This window comes from Trichocoleus sp. ST-U2, from assembly GCF_039961875.1.
GTDB lineage: Bacteria > Cyanobacteriota > Cyanobacteriia > Cyanobacteriales > FACHB-T130 > FACHB-T130.
Map to the genome: position 1 here is coordinate 23,731 of NZ_JAMPJY010000026.1, position 15,673 is coordinate 39,403.

A 15,673-nucleotide genomic window follows, 5' to 3' on the forward strand; every position below is an offset into this window, starting at 1 on the left:
TAAACTTTGCTAAAGGTAGATGAGTGTGGCGAGTTGAGTTGATTAAGGGATACAGATAGAGGTTAAAAAATTGAAATTCCAGACCCAAAGAAAGACATCTGGATATTCAAACAGCCATTCAAACTTCTGGCTTAGGCATTCCAGCCATGATGGATTCTCCCTCTAGAACCACCAGTATTTCACCATTTGATTTCAGCCAATATCCCCGTAAAAATGGCACCAATTCCGGGGTGACAGATGATTGTGGAGGAGATTGAATTAAATCTGGATCGCAGCTTTCGATGTCTTCGACTCGATTCACTACCAATCCCAGCATCTTTTTTCCTGTGATTTGGCTACCAGTTCGCTGTTTACCAAGGATTTGCTGTTCCCCATGAATCACAATGACTGTGTAGGTTGATCGGTTAATTGCCTGTAAGTATAAGGGAGTCAGCCCTACCAAATGACCGAGATCCGCAATCCATAAAATCTCACCGCGCCAGTTATAAACTCCCATCACCCAAGCTGGCATATGAGGAATGGGGACAATCTGACTAACTGGAATTGTCAGCACCTCTGTCATTTGGTGCATGGGGAATAGTGCGGTAATGTCAGGAAAAAGATGAAACCGCAAAAATTGCTCTCCCACGACTGCTTTATGTTCTGCGGTTGGGATTTCAAATTGTTGAATTAAAGCTTTGTTTCCAGACAAAAATTCAGATTCCATTGCTTGTCTCTTGACGGTGCTGACGAAGATTTTTCCTAACCTTTAATTAATTGATTAACAGTACGCAGTAGTTCCTCTTGATCGACTGGTTTTGGAATGTAGGCATCTGCTCCTTGTTTCATACCCCAAAATTTATCCATATCAGTGCTTTTGGTGGAACACATCACGACTGGAATTTTGCTGGTTTCTGCATCTGCTTTGAGTTCGCGGCAGAGTTCAAAGCCGCTACGACCGGGCAATACAACGTCTAAAATGATCACATCAGGTTTATGGCTACTGATTTTTTCTAAGGCTTCTTCTCCAGTATTGGCTGTTAAAACATTTAATCCACCTCGTCGCAAGCAGCTAGCAAAAGTTTCCCTTTCAGTTAGGGTATCTTCAACGATTAAAGCAGTATGCATTGTATTAAGGCTCCTAGGAAAAACAAAAATCAACTGACCACGAGGGAACTGTTTTTGAGGTGCTTGAGGTACTTGTTGGTTATCGCTAGCACCTTTTCTGCATCGACTGGTTTCCCCATGAAATCTGAAGCTCCGACAACCTTAGCTCGGACTCGGTCAATGATACCGTCATTTCCTGTCAAAATAATAATTGGGGTATCTCGGAAAGCAGAAACTTTACGCAATTGGGTACAAATTTCATAGCCGTTCGTATTGGGCATTACCAAGTCTAAAAAGATGATATGAGGTTTGCGGTTTAATAAAGTAGCGATCGCTCGCATCGAATCTGGTACTGCCAAAAATTGATACCCGGCTGACGTAAGAATCTTTTCCATATTTTTGCAAACCAACGGGCTATCATCCACACAAGCAATGAGTGGTTTTCGAGTTGCCGCTTGAGCGGGTGTTTTGCCTGAAGAAGTCGGAAGATTCTTAGCAGGTAATTCTGAAGAAGTCGGGGAAACCGGATTTGCTAAATCAGGAATATCATTTAACTCTACTAATCCAGTTTCAAGGTAAGGCAATAGAGATCGGGTTACTTCCGCAACATTGCGCTTAGTTTGAACCGCAATATCTCGTAAGGTTCTTTGCCCATCTAATAACAATGTCAGAGATTTATAAACGGTAGGCGAGGTTTTTTGTTGGAGTTGTTCTGGTTGCTTGATCGATGGCGCTCGATTGGGAAGCACATCAGAAATTTTAGCGATTTTCCAGGCTTGCCAAATTTCTTGAGTTTTCGCGATCGCTTGTTCGGCATCAATCAATAACAACTGGGGGGCTAAGGCATTTTCTTGCTTGATTTGTAATGCTTTTGGTACTTCTTGAGTAATGTCAAACAATAATTCAAGAACAATGCCTTGAATTATTTTTACAACTTGTTCGCGGGTAATTTTTTGCTGCTTCAGCCATAAACATAACAAATAATATTCTCGACAGTTTTTGCTAAGATCGGAAGAAGTTTCAGAAATATCAGTTTGTAAACTAAGTTGATTCGGACTAACATTAGAACAATTTATTCCTAAATGTCTTTGCCACCTTCTAACCGGATGAGTTCCTCCAGTTGCGTACAAAATCCGACCCAGGTAGAAGTAAAGAATCCACTCTCGCCCCAAAGTACCTTTCAGGAACAGCCGCCCACTAAAGCGAGCTTCCTTCAAAGTAGTCAGCTTGCTAGCAAAAGCAGTAATCGTCATAGGTTGGGCGGTCATAATTCTTGATTCCTTCTTGCAAAGTTCGCTTGACTTTAGCGAAAACCAGAGTTTACATTTATAAATATTTCTGATAAAAAAGCCTATTAATTTAATTAATAGCACTATATAGAAATAACAAGTCTCAGTAATTTCACTGAAATATTTTTAGAATTTTAGGCGTTCCGTAAATTTACGAAACCCCCCTATTTTAATAATTTTTATTAAGATACGAGCAAACAATTTGATTTCGCTTTGATAATAGTAAATTGAGTCTTAGTTGAGTAAAAATTAAGATAGTTTATTGAGCATAAAACGGAATAAAAAATCCCCCAGGTTGATGCAACTTGGGGGATTTGATCCAAAAGCAGCCTGCTATTGGGTATTAGGAATTAGCCTGCCGCAGGGATAAGTTGCTACAGGTTGTTCAGAAGCATTTTCGACAACAGCGGCAGGAATTTCATCGGAAGGCTGGGTTTTTGCTGCTTGATAGTCCGTCCGCAATTTTGAGAACATCTCTTCTCGACGATCGTACAAGCGCTTCAGGGGGCGGGGCTGACATTGGTTCATCACGTAGGCGGCGATGAGAGGCAGGGCAATTGTGCTGTCGGTGTAACAGACAATGGTGCTAGGTAACTCTTCGGGGTCAATCTTGCCCCAGCTAACGGCTTCGCTGGGTGTTGCACCAGAGAGTCCGCCGGTATCAGGGCGCGCATCGGTGACTTGTACGAAGTAATCGTGACCTCGTTCCTCTAATCCCAACACTTCGTGAAGTTGCGGTTGAGTTTGCAGCAGGAAGTTTTTGGGACTACCACCGCCAATAATCACGGCGGCGCTTTTGCCTTCTACGTCTGGGTTGCCGGTTTCACGAGCGCAGTAGGCGATCGCAGCTGTCTCATTCACATCAATGGCTGGATCTAGCACTAAGTTTGAGCCTTCTAGGGACAATGCTGCTACGTTCATCCCAATCGAACTATCCCCCGGCGAAGAAGTATAAATAGGCACACCACATTCATAAGCTGTCGCCAATAAGCAGGAATTTTTCACTCCTAACTGCTTTTCCACTTCCCGAACATACTTTCCAAGCAGGTAGTGAAATTCAGCAGTTCCCATCCGCTTTTGGAACGGTTCTGCTTGCAAAATCTTTCGGATGAAGGCATCAGTTTCCAGCAGCACATCGTAGCCAAAGATAATGTCATAAATGCGAATGGTGCCTTCTTCGCGCAGTTTCACATCATCTGCAAACGGATTCCCTGCGTAAAGGTCGAAACCCAGCCCGAAATGCATATCGTGGTAAAGATTGGCACCCGTGCTGATCATCCAGTCAATAAAACCGTGGCGAATCAGGGGAGCCAAAATTCCCACACCCATCCCAGCGGGGGTCATCGCGCCTGATAGGCTGACTCCGACGGTGACGCCCTCGCGCATGACCTCTCGGCTGAGCAAGTGACACATTTCCCGCAGACGAGCTGAGTTGTAGGCGCTGAAGTAACCATCAATTAGATCGACAACATTAATTGCTGTCGGCATGGGGGCGGGTGCGATTTTGTTACCGGGCAGTTGTGACATTTTTTACTTTTAAAAGAATGAACCGCATTGTCAACTATAACCAGCAAAAGCAAGTCAGAAACCCAACTGGAGCAGGAAAAATATAAGTGTGGGGAAAAGATAAATGAGCGCTAGAGCGATCGCACTCATTGCATCCTCACGCAGATAATTTTGTCGGGTGAGCAGCGAACGCAATCGCGCCATCCCTTATCTGATTGAATTCTACTCAGTATCGGTGGGGTCTTTTTGCCCTTACAGCACTTAGGATTTTTTCAGGCGATCGCTACCTTGTCTTAAATAATTTCTTTTATCGCAGCCGAGTAAGAATTATAGGCAGTATCCCCAAAGCAAACGAAAATCGCCTGCTCTACTGAGGTAGCGCCCTCTAGAAACTTTTTAACTTCAGTTACAGCAATTCTGGTGGCGCGTTCCATCGGGAACCCATAGACACCCGTGCTAATAGCTGGGAAGGCAATGCTGCGTATCTCGTATTGCTCCGCCAAAGCAAGAGAATTGCGATAACATCTAGCTAGCAGCTCATCTTCCTGGCGATCGCCCCCTCGCCAAATTGGGCCAACTGTGTGAATTACCCACTTGGCGGGGAGATTGTAACCTTTTGTAATCTTTGCTTCACCAGTGGCACAGCCCTTCAACTGGCGACATTCTGACAACAATTCTGGTCCAGCGGCGCGGTGAATCGCCCCATCGACGCCGCCACCACCGAGTAAGGAGGTATTCGCTGCGTTGACGATCCCATCTACCTTTTGCTGAGTTATATCGCCTTGAACGATTGCAATTTTGCCTAAAATCATGGGATTTTTTCCCTTAGCACAAAAAACTGACCAAGACCGGCTGAGTCATAATTGCCATCATAGGGGTGTTGCAAAGCTCCCTGCGGGGATCGCAAAAGCGATCGCCACAATTCGATAAATCTCAAATTTTTGTAAACTGGAAAAAGGTCATTCTCATGGCTTTAATCCAGAGAAGGATTTTGTCTCAGTCCAGTCAATATGACAAGATGGCAAGCAATCTTTCCTCTCGCAATCCAGTTAGAGTTCAATCAGCATCTCAGAGTCAGCACCATAATCATTGGTCTAATTTTGAGGAAATGTTGCAACGGCTTCATGCAGAAGGTTTGTACATTCATCCCGATCATCTGGCAGAATTTCTGCTGGCGCATGGTATCCCTGTCAACCTCCGCTATGTACCCGAACATTTGAAGAGTAAAGCGGTTTTCATTAACGAGAACTACCAGGGCGATATGGCTCATTTAGTTGAAGAACCCGATGCTACTTCCAGCCAGTTTCCGTGGTTGAATTAAGACCAGATAATCGCTAATGGCTAATCGCTCGTGGCTAATTGTTAATAGTTATGGGCGATTAGCGATCGGCTCTCAATTAGAGATGTAAAATCAAAACTTTGATTTTTCCTCAGCAAGGGGAGAGATTTAATTTAGCAGTTTATTTATATCTATTTACTGATAACAGTTGTGCTATAAATTGCAGATAGTTTTAAATTCATTCACATGGGCAGGGCAACACGCACAATGGTTTTTTGAGTGGGAATACTCTCAATTGATAATTCGCCAGCGTGTAGTTCGGCTAGGCGTTTAGCAATGAGCAAGCCCAAACCAGAGCCTTGCTGTGAAGCGAGTTTGCGCTCAAATCGCATATAGGCTCCAATTGTCGCAATTTGCTCTGGTGTCATCCCCTGTCCGAAGTTGCTCACGGACAGTACAAAAGTGCTATTTTTACATCGAGTGGCAACGCGAATTGCGGTGTTGGGAGACGAAAATTTACAGGCATTATCGATTAGTTCTTCCACAATTTTTCGCAATTTTGGCTCTGAAATTAAGACGGTAGCTTCTTGGAGGTCTAATTCCAAATCCATTTCCCGACAAACTTGCTTGGCTTTTTTAATCGCCGCTTCTGCGATCGCGCTCTTCGCTGAATCAGTTCGGCTGTTTTGTCTAAGATCCGCTATCTGAAGCGGATCGGTTCCGATTAGCTCTAATTGAGCGAAGAGTAAAAAATTCTGGACTAACTTAGATAAACGTTCCGCAGAGGTACGAATATCGACTGCCATTTCTAGAATTTCTTGCGGTTCTAGGGAGTCGGCTTCATCAATTAACATTTGCGAACAACACAAAATGCCATTGAGGGGAGTATGGAGTTCGTGAGGGAGGGAGAAAGAGATATTGCTGCGTAAATCATCGAGTTTTTTTTGCGAATGTCGCTCAATCGCCGCCTGTTTTTCCATCCGCGCTGCGATCGCTCCCAGTAATTCCGCTCTCGTAAATGGCTTGGTGAGGTAGTCGTCTGCACCCAATTCCATCCCTTGACGCCAATCGGTTTTCGCTGCTTTGGCAGTGAGAAAGATAAAGGGAATCGTTGCCGTGACAGGGTTAGAGCGAAGTGCCTTCAGAACGCCATAACCGTCGAGTTCCGGCATTAGCGCATCGGAGAGAATTAAATCGGGGATTTCTGCTTGAGCTAACTGCAACCCTATTTGACCATTTTCGGCTGCAATAGCGTCAAATCCCTCTGCTTCTAACAACTCTAGAATGTTCTCTCTGATAGATATTTCATCTTCAATTACCAGAATCTTTGCCATATCAGCGATCGCCTAGCAGGTAAGCAATTAAAAATTAAAAATGTCAGCTCCCAGGACTGCAAACAAGATGTTCGCTAGGATTGTCCAAATTCAATGCACAACAACCGAGCAGCTTTAATAAGGTTTGAGTATGTTCGGGGCACTTTCTTCTATACACCCAAACTTTCCTTTTAAATAAAGACTTTAGACTTTATCTTGCAAGAAAGCTTACCTTAGCACGGGCGGGTAGACCTTGCCTCTACAGCACTCTTCAGGGGTAGTCTTACTTTAAATTTAGTGCCCACACCCACTTTACTCTTAACGGTAATCTCACCCCCGTGAAGATCCACACACTTCTTAACGATTGCTAATCCTAAACCAGTTCCAGGGATGTTGCCGACATTCGCGGATCGATGAAATGCTTCAAATAAGCACTGACGCTCTTGCAGAGGAATCCCAATTCCTTTGTCTTCAATTTGGAAGACGATTGCATCTTTTTGTAGGGTAATTTCAAATCTGACTGGACTCCCTTCAGGTGAATATTTTATCGCGTTTGAAAGGAGATTGCTGAGAATATGTCGCAGCAATTTTTCATCTAGACTAAAGGAGGTAGATTTGCAATGATTAATCAAGTTAATTGCACGGGAATTGCCTTCATTCAGTTGCAATTCTTTCACTAATTCAATACAAAATTCTTCCAGATGCAGCGGTTCAGGTTGGAAGTCCGACCTTCCGGCTTCAGCTTTACCAATGATTAATACATCATCAATTAGTCCAATCATGTGCTTAACCGCAAATTGAATGCGATGCAGGTGGATGAGTTTTTTCTCTTCAGACCAATTGTTGCTGTAATGTTCCAATAATTCGGCAGAAGAGAGGATCGTACTCAGGGGAGTGCGGAATTCGTGGGAAGTCATGGAGATAAAGCGGGATTTTAGGTCGCCGAGTTCTTTTTCTCGCTCAAGCGATGCTCGCAGTTCTTCTTCTAGTCGCTTGCGTTCGGTAATATCAATTCCTACTGTGACCGCAGCTTGATCTTGGTTGTATTTCTGCGCCACCATGAGATAATTTTTGATATTGCCGTCAACTTCTGCGGTCACTTCCTGAGAAGTTGTTTTCGTCGGGGAAGCAAAGAATTGCTCCGCAAATTCACTAAAGTTGGGGCTACTGTCAAAACAGCTAAGTTCCTGACCGACAAATTCCTCTGAAGACAAGTTAAAGGATGCAGCTAAATGCTGGTTGACGCCCAGGTATTGTAAATCCGAGCTAATCCAGGAGACAAATCCAGGCACGGCATCTAAGACGGCTAAAAGTTGGTTTTTTGCCTGTTGCAGCGCCAATCCCATTTGCTTATATGCTGCCATTGTAATTTCATGCACCTCTGACTGAGCCAGCAGAAGTTGATGCACGTCTAACAATTTATAAATTCCGGGTGCCGTTTGTACAATGATCGGTTCATAGATCAATTCAGGCGATCGCTTCAAAGACTCCCGCACCGCTGCGGTAATGGAAGTATAACTGGGAAAAACTAGAATTTCGGTATGGTTGAATTGATAGAGCGATCGCAAACTTCGTTTCGACAGTAACTCTAAGCTGTAACGACGGCTTAGATATTCAAAAAAACGCCGGCGACTGATCATCCCGACCAGTTGGTTTTTATCCATGAGGATTAAACCCGGTAGTAGCGGTTTTTCCTCGAAAAGCCTGAGAACCTCTGCGGCTGTGTGGTTGTATTCAATGCAAGCCTCATACAGGGTTAATCCCTGCAATGTAGACTCCAAATTCAGATTAAGTTGCTCTGCACCTTGTTCAGAAGAGATTGATAAGGTTAAAGACATAAATCTTAAAAGAAGGTAAGTAAATTTATACTGAAATCAGTGTTGCTGAATCTATAGGCAAAATGGAAGGGGGGTTATGCCCTCTGTCTTGAAGTGATGGCTGGGAGCGATTCCCTGCAATTAGAAGGAATTGCCGATGGCTTATCCTGATGCATATCCCTTTGGGGCTATTTTAATAGGTGTGAAAGTTTTTTCTAGGCAGACTTGATGACAACTCCTACCCCGACTGATTTAAATAAAAATTTAGAATCTGCTGACTTACTGGAGACAGAAACATCATCACTAACTCCAGAACAATACCAGCGCAAGATGCAGCGGCGCAAGGAAGTTCAAGAGCAGCGGGTGGCAAAGGCATCTCAGGAGAAAGGCTTAATTATTGTTAATACAGGCAATGGCAAGGGAAAAACCACTGCTGCTTTGGGAATGGTAATGCGATCGCTTGGTCACGGCTATCGAGTCGGGATCGTACAATTCATTAAAGGAGCCTGGGAACCCGCTGAGAAAGCTGTCCTCGGTCGCTGGGAAGGTCAGCTAGAGTTCCACGCGATGGGAGAAGGCTTCACTTGGGAAACTCAAGACCAACAGCGAGATATCCAGAAAGCGCATCAGGCTTGGGAAACTGGACTCAGCTTTATCCGCAATCCTGAATTTAAGCTAGTGCTGTTGGATGAAATCAACGTAGCTTTAAAACTCGGCTATTTGAGCGTTGAGGAAGTGCTAGCTGGGTTGGAGGAAAAGCCTGCGGATTCTCACGTTATTCTCACCGGCAGAGGTGCCCCAGCAGCCCTAATTGAACGAGCCGACTTGGTAACGGAAATGACCCTCGTTAAGCATCCGTTCCGGGAACAGGGCGTCAAAGCGCAGCCAGGAATCGAGTTTTGAAGTTCAAAAAATAAAGAAACCCGTTTTCTTCAAGAAAACGGGTTTTTAGAGGAGTTAATTGTTTTTTGGTGATTAGTCCTTGGTTAGTAGCAACAAACTACTGACAACTACCTTGATTTGCACCGCCAAAGCTTACTAATTGTTAGAAGTTAACTTTACAAGCGTTCAAGATTTGCTGGTCGTTAGCGCTAATTTTGTTAATTGGGTGATAGCCCTGGAGTCGTAAACTATCTTCAATGGGCAACCGACTATCGGCAGAGGCGACTGGGGGGGCTTCGCTGAGGGCTATTGAGTGAGAATAGGTTGTACTGTCGTAGGGATCTTGAACGGTTAGATTGATTTGCTGTGCCCCAACCTTGCCGGAAAAACAACTATATTCTGAGGAAGGCATATAAAACGCACCCCTTACCTTTCCCTGACGCGCCTCAAATACTATATATTCTTGACCAATCTGTTCTGTCTTTTGGGAGCTACCATACAAATAAATACCGTCAGCCACTGAAGTGTCTGATGCTGGCATTTGTGCAAGGGAAACGGAATTTGTGCCAACGATTCCCGTTTTACTGAAGGATGTTGGTGCTTGCAATGCAACTGTGCTGGTTGCGAAGCTCATCGTTAGAAGTAATCCTAGGGCAGGTACTTCAAGCGGAAGCCGAGACATAAATTGCTGATAAAACTTGTTAAGCACCGTTTTTTCCCCCCTAGCAATTACGAGCAGACACCCTCAAGCATCTAATTACAAAGTACCTAATTCCTTAGGTGTAAAGCTTCACCCATTTGAATGAACCGTAGGTCATCCGAAAGGAGTTTTTTTTGTTAAGACAAGCAACGCATTCATCTTTGATTCCCGGTTATTAAATTGCCTTCTAAAATCAAAATGCGTATTTATACTCACTTTATTCACCCGTTTTATGAGCTTTCCCAAATTGGGTCAGTGTGGGCTTGTCTGTAGTACTTGTTCCTTAACTGTGGATGACTTCACTGGCACCCGTTCGAGTTCCCGAACTGCTTTACGAAACTTTACAAAAATATAAAAAAAGAGCAGTAAAAGATTTTAGATGTCTACAAAAAACTTCAACAGGTAGACACATCTACTCGACAGGGGCTAAAAGCGGGGATTGAAATGACTGAAAAACCCGCCCTTACTTAGCTGTAAGGACGGGTTTTAGGAGCGATCGCTATAGGATGATGTGGGAGGCAGGAGCATAGCGGGTCGATCCCGCCTCTACAATTAACTAGCAGCGATATACTCGCGGACATTCGCCTGACGACGGCGCAGATGGGCGAGGGCTTGGTGTTCTAGCTGGCGTACCCGTTCGCGGCTGAGGCTTAGGCGTTCGCCGACTTTTGCTAGAGATAGCTCGTTACCATCTTCCAAGCCAAAGCGCAGAGTTAGCACTTCCCGCTGCTGTGGGGTTAGTTCTGCCAGAAGATCGTCCAGGTCTTGCCGCAGCGACTCCTGAGTCATATAATGGTCAGGGGTTGGCCCTTCGTCTTCCAGAAGGTCTTGCAGTTCGGTATCCTGGTTATCGCCAACGCGCACATCCAGAGAAATTGGTTGACGGGCGATATTCAAGTACTCGCGGATCAACGCGGGTTCTAAGTCCAGCGCCTTAGCGATTTCACCGGGGGTAGCACTGCGACCAAGCGTCTGAGCTAGTTCCCGTTGCACCCGCTTAATTTTATTAAGCTTTTCGGTGATGTGGATGGGCAAACGAATCGCACGGGCTTGTTGAGCGATCGCGCGAGTAATCGCTTGGCGAATCCACCAGTAGGCGTAGGTCGAAAACTTGTAACCGCGCATCGGGTCAAATTTCTCGACGCCGCGTTCCAAGCCGAGAGTACCTTCCTGAATCAAATCCAGGAATTCCATGTTACGCTTCTGGTACTTCTTCGCGATCGCGACCACTAGACGCAAGTTAGCTTCTATCATCTTGCGCTTTGCCCGCGTTCCCAGTTTGATTATCCGGTCAAGTTCGGGTTCACTCAAGCTAACATGGTCTGCCCACTCTTGATGAGTTGGTTCTCGCTGCAATGTCTCAGCCAAGGTCTCCTTCGCCTCCAGCAGCGCCATCATTTGCTGCACCTGCTTGCCGAAGACAATCTCTTGTTCGTGGGTCAGCAGGGGCACGCGCCCAATCTCATGCAGATAGGTGCGAACCATATCAGCCGTAAACGTGGGTTGTTTAGTCGTCTTTTTTAGGGTGTTGGCAGTGGGCATGAGTGAGTGGTGACTCCGTAAACAAGCAACAATTCTGTAGCAGGGGTTGACCTTAGCGGGAGATTGCCAGCTCTTACAATGAGAGTAGCTAGGTCAATTAGTGGAACACATCCTGCAAAAGTTGTAAAGATCGCCTACCCAATTGAATAGGCAAACATAACACACAAAAAGCTAATCGTCAAACCTTTCGGCTGGGGGATGCCTTAAAGAGCTGGTATCGACCCCCATTTAGCCACTCCTGATAAGTAATCAAGGCTAAAAAGTCAAAGTCGGTATGAGTTTGTTTTACATTTCTATCGTATCACTAATGATAGACGACGCTCCAGGTTGAAAGGTTCATCCGATTGGGTTAAACTTGCTGCTCTGGCAAATTCCTGTTAACCCTTGAGTACCACCCGGAAAATCATTAGCTAAAAGCGTCCTATCTGTGTCCTATACATATAATCATCCACGGAAAACCCTTCAACGGGTACTCTAGTCCTTGTGGGATAACCGAACTATTTTTGCCTAGAAGTCCGTAGTCAATAGTCATTGGACTATTGACTACGAATTAAAAACCACGATCAAAAACCAATATCAGCTTTAGCGGCTTCAGCCGCAGCGAACACTTCATCGTCTGGCATCTCTTCCCAGCAAGTATCGCCAATTTCTCTGTAGAACGTTTCATCGTAAGGACGAGTCCGCACCACCACAGGCATTGGAACCGCGTGACCCAAAATTAAAGCTTGTTGCTTGGAATCCAATTTTGCTAGAACGGAACGCAGACTCATGCCGCCAGAGACGCCAGTAAAAATGGCGTCGATGTCTTTGTCATCGTTTAGCAAAGCAGTGATGCGGGTGCCAATCTGGGACATCACCTCATTATCAATTCCAGAGGGACGCTGATCTACCACCAGAAGGGTGACAAAGTATTTTCGCATCTCGCGGGCAATCGTACCGAAAATGGTACTTTGCACGATGGCGGAGTCAAGGAAGCGGTGGGCTTCTTCTATCGTAATGACTAGCTGCTGAGGACGATCGATGGGGTTTTTGGTCTGCAAAAACAATTCAGACTTACTTACATAAGCTTTGTGAATGCGGCGGGTGATCATATTCGTCACCAGCATATAGGAGAGCATATCTGACTGAGAACCAAACTCAATCACCACGTGCTGACCTGCATCAAGGCATTGCAAAATTTGATTGACGTAGTTGTGGGGACAGGCAGTTCGCAGATATTTGAGATTTTCCAGGCGCATCAGCTTGCGCTGCAACGCCATAATTGAACCCTTATGACCCTTCTTCTCCTCGCAGAACAGCTGGATTTCCTCGTTGGTCATATTCAACAGTTGGACAATCCAGGAGTTGCCAAACTCGGCGTGCAGAATATTGGCATTGTCCAAAGCTGCTTCGGAAAGACCTAACTCATTCCGCACCAGCATGATGTCTTGGACTTCGATTTGGTCGTAGCTGAGGTACAGTTCCTGAGAGTCACGCACCCCCCGCCGCTTGGTAGATTGGGGGTCAAGGGTGTAAATTTGCACCTGTCCTGGGAATAGCTGTCGCAAGCCTTTGACAGTGCTGAAGTGTTTGCCTTCGCGGACAGCTTCCCAGCCATATTCCGAGTGCATATCAAAAATTAAATTGACCGCTGCTTGTCTGCGGATGATGCCAGATAAGAGTAAGCGGGTGAGAAAGGATTTGCCGGTGCCAGATTTTCCGAAGACGCCATTGCTGCGTTCCACGAATCGGTGTAAATCTAGACATACGGGCACATCCATATCTAAAGGTTGACCGATGGCGAAGTTGCACCGAGTGGGGTCATCTTCCCAGCCAAAGACGGCGCGAAAATCGCGTTCCGTCGCATCATAAACCTGGCTGAAATGACTGGGAATTGTCTTAACGGGCATCAACTCCATCTCAGTATCAGCACTGCTTTGTAGTTGAAACGATCCCAGAGTTGCACCGTTGGATTTGCCGTTGGAGTTAGGATTTTCGGCACCCACCACATAAGCGCCTACTGACTTTGTTGCTTCTCGTGTCAGCATTAACATCGGCGTCAGATTGATGGTGCCATAGGTGCCACTCCCTGCTAAAACCGCTTGCAAAAAAGTGTCCTCTGGACTGGGAGGATTGGCAACAATTCGCTGACTGGAGGTGCCCAGCGAAACGTCTGTGAGCATACAGAAGAAGTCTGAACGGGCACCTTTGACTACCAGAAATTTGCCAACCCGCATATCCTCTACAGAAATATCGGGATGTAGTCTTACTTCTAGTCCCTGACTGAGGGAGCCTTGAATTACCGACCCTAATGGCATTTCCATAATCGCTTCTGGAGTCTTTTTAGTGTTGCTTCAGAACACTTAGGCATCCAAAGTTTACCCTAATTCTCGGAGCCTAACTATTCGCTCAATCTTAGATTTTGGATTTTTCAACCAATCCAAAATCTAAAATCTAAAATGGATTTCCTAATCTATCTCAATTGATGTTGGCGTTGAGCCTGTGGCTCCGGCGGTTGTGTTGGCACTTAGGGGTTTGCGATAATCGGCATAAAGGCGATCGCGCCAGTTGAAAAATGTCTCGTAAGCGCTACGGTCAGCCAAACCAGGGATTCCTTTGCCTCTAAGGGTTTCGGGAAGGTCAAGATAGGGGCCAGAGGGAAATTTAATCAGCATACTCAGCCCAGCGACGGCAAAATCTGCCAAGGTTGGATAGTCGCCGACTAAGTAAGGGCTTTCCAATAGTAGCAGGGATAGGCTCTCTAGGTCTTGCTGAAGATCCTCTGTCGCCGCTTGTACGGCATCGGGGCCGTATCCGACGCCAAGACCCAGGAGATTCAGCACTTCACCAGGCAGTGCCCCCACGAGAGTCTTGAGAGCATCTGGCGTGTTGCTGGGTAAAATCGAGGTGCGGAAGCTCTGATTTTGGCTGAGTGCCCCAAACAACACCTTACGACTTTTGAGACCGATAGATTCATCTGCCCAGGCTTCAATCAGTAAGCACAGTCCCTTTTGTTTCGGGTCAACGGGGATCAGGGGTCGGTCGGGATATTGCTTGTCGAGGTACTTAGCGATCGCTGTCGAATCAGCAATTACTGTGTTGCCATCCTTCAGGACAGGTACCTGTCGTTGACCAGACATGCGGAACAATTCTACCTGTCCCACTCCTGGCGTTACCTCAATTTTGCGGTAGGGCAGACCTTTATAATCCAGCAGCAGTCGCACTTTTTCGGAGTAGTGGGATAGCTCAAATTGGTACAACTCCAGCATTTTTTATCTCCTTCTATTTTTAAGTAACACTGTTAATCTAACGTTTTTAGCCTACTATTGTTATTATTTGCATCGCTGGAACTAAAAGCAAAAGTTATTGTTTTTGGGCAGTTACACTTATTGAATTACTTATTTTTACTGATAAAAAATCCAACTTGGAAAATTACAATTTTACCAAATTAAAAAATTAGTTCAAATGGCTTTATTTTTATTCTTAATGAAAAATGAGCAAATTGGCTCTATTAAATGCAGCCAAATAACGACGGCTGTAACACAAAATAGACCCAATAAAAATACCCCAGGCTAAGCTGGGGTGCTTTCTAAATGCTAGATGGTAATAAAAGGGAACCCTTAATTAAGCTCTCTGGCGAGTTAACAAGCCCCACAGGAATAGCAGAACCATTGCGCCTAGAACAGCAAAAGCAATACTCGGTACTGTCAACGCTCCGTAGGCTGCGCCTCCCGACGACCCCAGTAAAACTTGGCCTAAATAACCACCAACCAAGGCACCTAAAATACCTAATACCATTGTGGCGAGGATACCGCCGCCTTGATGACCGGGATAAATAGCTTTAGCAATCGCACCTGCAATCAGACCTAAAACAATCCAAGCAATAATTCCCATTTTTTTGCTCCGTTCTTATTAATGTTTTTTGTTGATGTTGTTATCTTTTTGTTGTTATTAGAATAACAAGCTGGCTTAATTGTCCACCTCTATCAGAGGGTATAATCAAAAGGCATAGATAATGAAGCTATTGCTTAAGTTTGTTTATATATAAAGAAGTAGTATTTCCAGTTAATTAACTCGATTGCAATAAATTTTGGCTGACTGAGGGCGGTTGAAGCCAGAAACGGCAATCATGACTCAACTCGCCCAGTGGAGAGGGCGGTGCTAGCCTCAGCAAAGCGGAGAACAAAGCTCTATTTAGTCAGGCACGCGAACTTTTTACTCCCCCCAACAGAAAGTAGGCAGGAGGGAGAAAAGCCGGAATCGCTACGAAATAGAAATAG

General features: G+C 45.2%; 14 protein-coding genes. 2 read left to right on the forward strand and 12 right to left on the reverse strand.

All coding sequences use genetic code 11. The annotated features are described in order from the left end of the window. Positions 1-118: 118 nt before the first annotated feature. The 5 genes from NC996_RS17325 to NC996_RS17345 form a co-directional block, all read right to left on the reverse strand. Entirely contained in the window at positions 119-706 is a 588-nt protein-coding gene (locus tag NC996_RS17325; protein ID WP_190437513.1) for a chemotaxis protein CheW, read from the reverse strand. A 35-nt stretch (positions 707-741) separates the two neighbouring features. After that, positions 742-1,107, reverse strand: a complete 366-nt coding sequence (locus NC996_RS17330; protein WP_190412983.1) for a response regulator — start codon at positions 1,105-1,107, stop codon at positions 742-744. A 29-nt stretch (positions 1,108-1,136) separates the two neighbouring features. Then, a complete protein-coding gene (locus NC996_RS17335; RefSeq protein WP_190683646.1) occupies positions 1,137-2,354 on the reverse strand; it encodes a response regulator in 1,218 nt (405 codons plus the stop codon). 354 nt (positions 2,355-2,708) lie between these two features. Next, positions 2,709-3,902: a deoxyhypusine synthase gene (gene speY, locus NC996_RS17340; protein WP_190412981.1), complete on the reverse strand. Its 1,194-nt coding sequence runs from the start codon at positions 3,900-3,902 to the stop codon at positions 2,709-2,711. A 272-nt stretch (positions 3,903-4,174) separates the two neighbouring features. Then, positions 4,175-4,693 carry an O-acetyl-ADP-ribose deacetylase gene (locus NC996_RS17345; protein WP_190683651.1) on the reverse strand — a complete coding sequence of 173 codons (519 nt, stop codon included), beginning with the start codon at positions 4,691-4,693 and terminating at the stop codon, positions 4,175-4,177. A gap of 68 nt (positions 4,694-4,761) precedes the next feature. Here NC996_RS17345 and NC996_RS17350 point away from each other — a divergent pair, with 68 nt between their 5' ends. Next, positions 4,762-5,202: a hypothetical protein gene (locus NC996_RS17350; RefSeq protein WP_190437524.1), complete on the forward strand. Its 441-nt coding sequence runs from the start codon at positions 4,762-4,764 to the stop codon at positions 5,200-5,202. A gap of 200 nt (positions 5,203-5,402) precedes the next feature. Here the strand turns inward: NC996_RS17350 and NC996_RS17355 are convergent, their stop codons facing one another. Both NC996_RS17355 and NC996_RS17360 read right to left on the reverse strand, forming a co-directional pair. Beyond that, positions 5,403-6,494 carry a response regulator gene (locus tag NC996_RS17355; protein WP_190527486.1) on the reverse strand — a complete coding sequence of 364 codons (1,092 nt, stop codon included), beginning with the start codon at positions 6,492-6,494 and terminating at the stop codon, positions 5,403-5,405. A gap of 212 nt (positions 6,495-6,706) precedes the next feature. Beyond that, positions 6,707-8,311, reverse strand: a complete 1,605-nt coding sequence (locus NC996_RS17360) for an ATP-binding protein (RefSeq protein ID WP_190683654.1) — start codon at positions 8,309-8,311, stop codon at positions 6,707-6,709. A gap of 207 nt (positions 8,312-8,518) precedes the next feature. Here NC996_RS17360 and cobO point away from each other — a divergent pair, with 207 nt between their 5' ends. After that, the gene (gene cobO / locus NC996_RS17365; protein ID WP_190412975.1) at positions 8,519-9,193 is read left to right on the forward strand and encodes a cob(I)yrinic acid a,c-diamide adenosyltransferase; all 675 of its coding nucleotides are present in this window, start codon (positions 8,519-8,521) and stop codon (positions 9,191-9,193) included. Between the two features lie 142 nt (positions 9,194-9,335). Here the strand turns inward: cobO and NC996_RS17370 are convergent, their stop codons facing one another. The 5 genes from NC996_RS17370 to NC996_RS17390 form a co-directional block, all read right to left on the reverse strand. After that, the gene (locus tag NC996_RS17370; protein WP_348260008.1) at positions 9,336-9,854 is read right to left on the reverse strand and encodes a hypothetical protein; all 519 of its coding nucleotides are present in this window, start codon (positions 9,852-9,854) and stop codon (positions 9,336-9,338) included. Between the two features lie 570 nt (positions 9,855-10,424). After that, the gene (locus NC996_RS17375; RefSeq protein ID WP_190412973.1) at positions 10,425-11,414 is read right to left on the reverse strand and encodes an RNA polymerase sigma factor, RpoD/SigA family; all 990 of its coding nucleotides are present in this window, start codon (positions 11,412-11,414) and stop codon (positions 10,425-10,427) included. A 563-nt stretch (positions 11,415-11,977) separates the two neighbouring features. After that, complete coding sequence (locus NC996_RS17380; RefSeq protein WP_190412972.1) at positions 11,978-13,717, reverse strand: ATP-binding protein; 1,740 nt, start codon at positions 13,715-13,717, stop codon at positions 11,978-11,980. A 144-nt stretch (positions 13,718-13,861) separates the two neighbouring features. Beyond that, positions 13,862-14,662, reverse strand: coding sequence for a glutathione S-transferase family protein (locus NC996_RS17385; RefSeq protein WP_190412971.1), 801 nt, complete (start codon positions 14,660-14,662; stop codon positions 13,862-13,864). Positions 14,663-15,017: 355 nt separating this feature from the next. Further along, positions 15,018-15,287, reverse strand: a complete 270-nt coding sequence (locus tag NC996_RS17390) for a GlsB/YeaQ/YmgE family stress response membrane protein (protein ID WP_190412970.1) — start codon at positions 15,285-15,287, stop codon at positions 15,018-15,020. Positions 15,288-15,673: the final 386 nt, after the last annotated feature.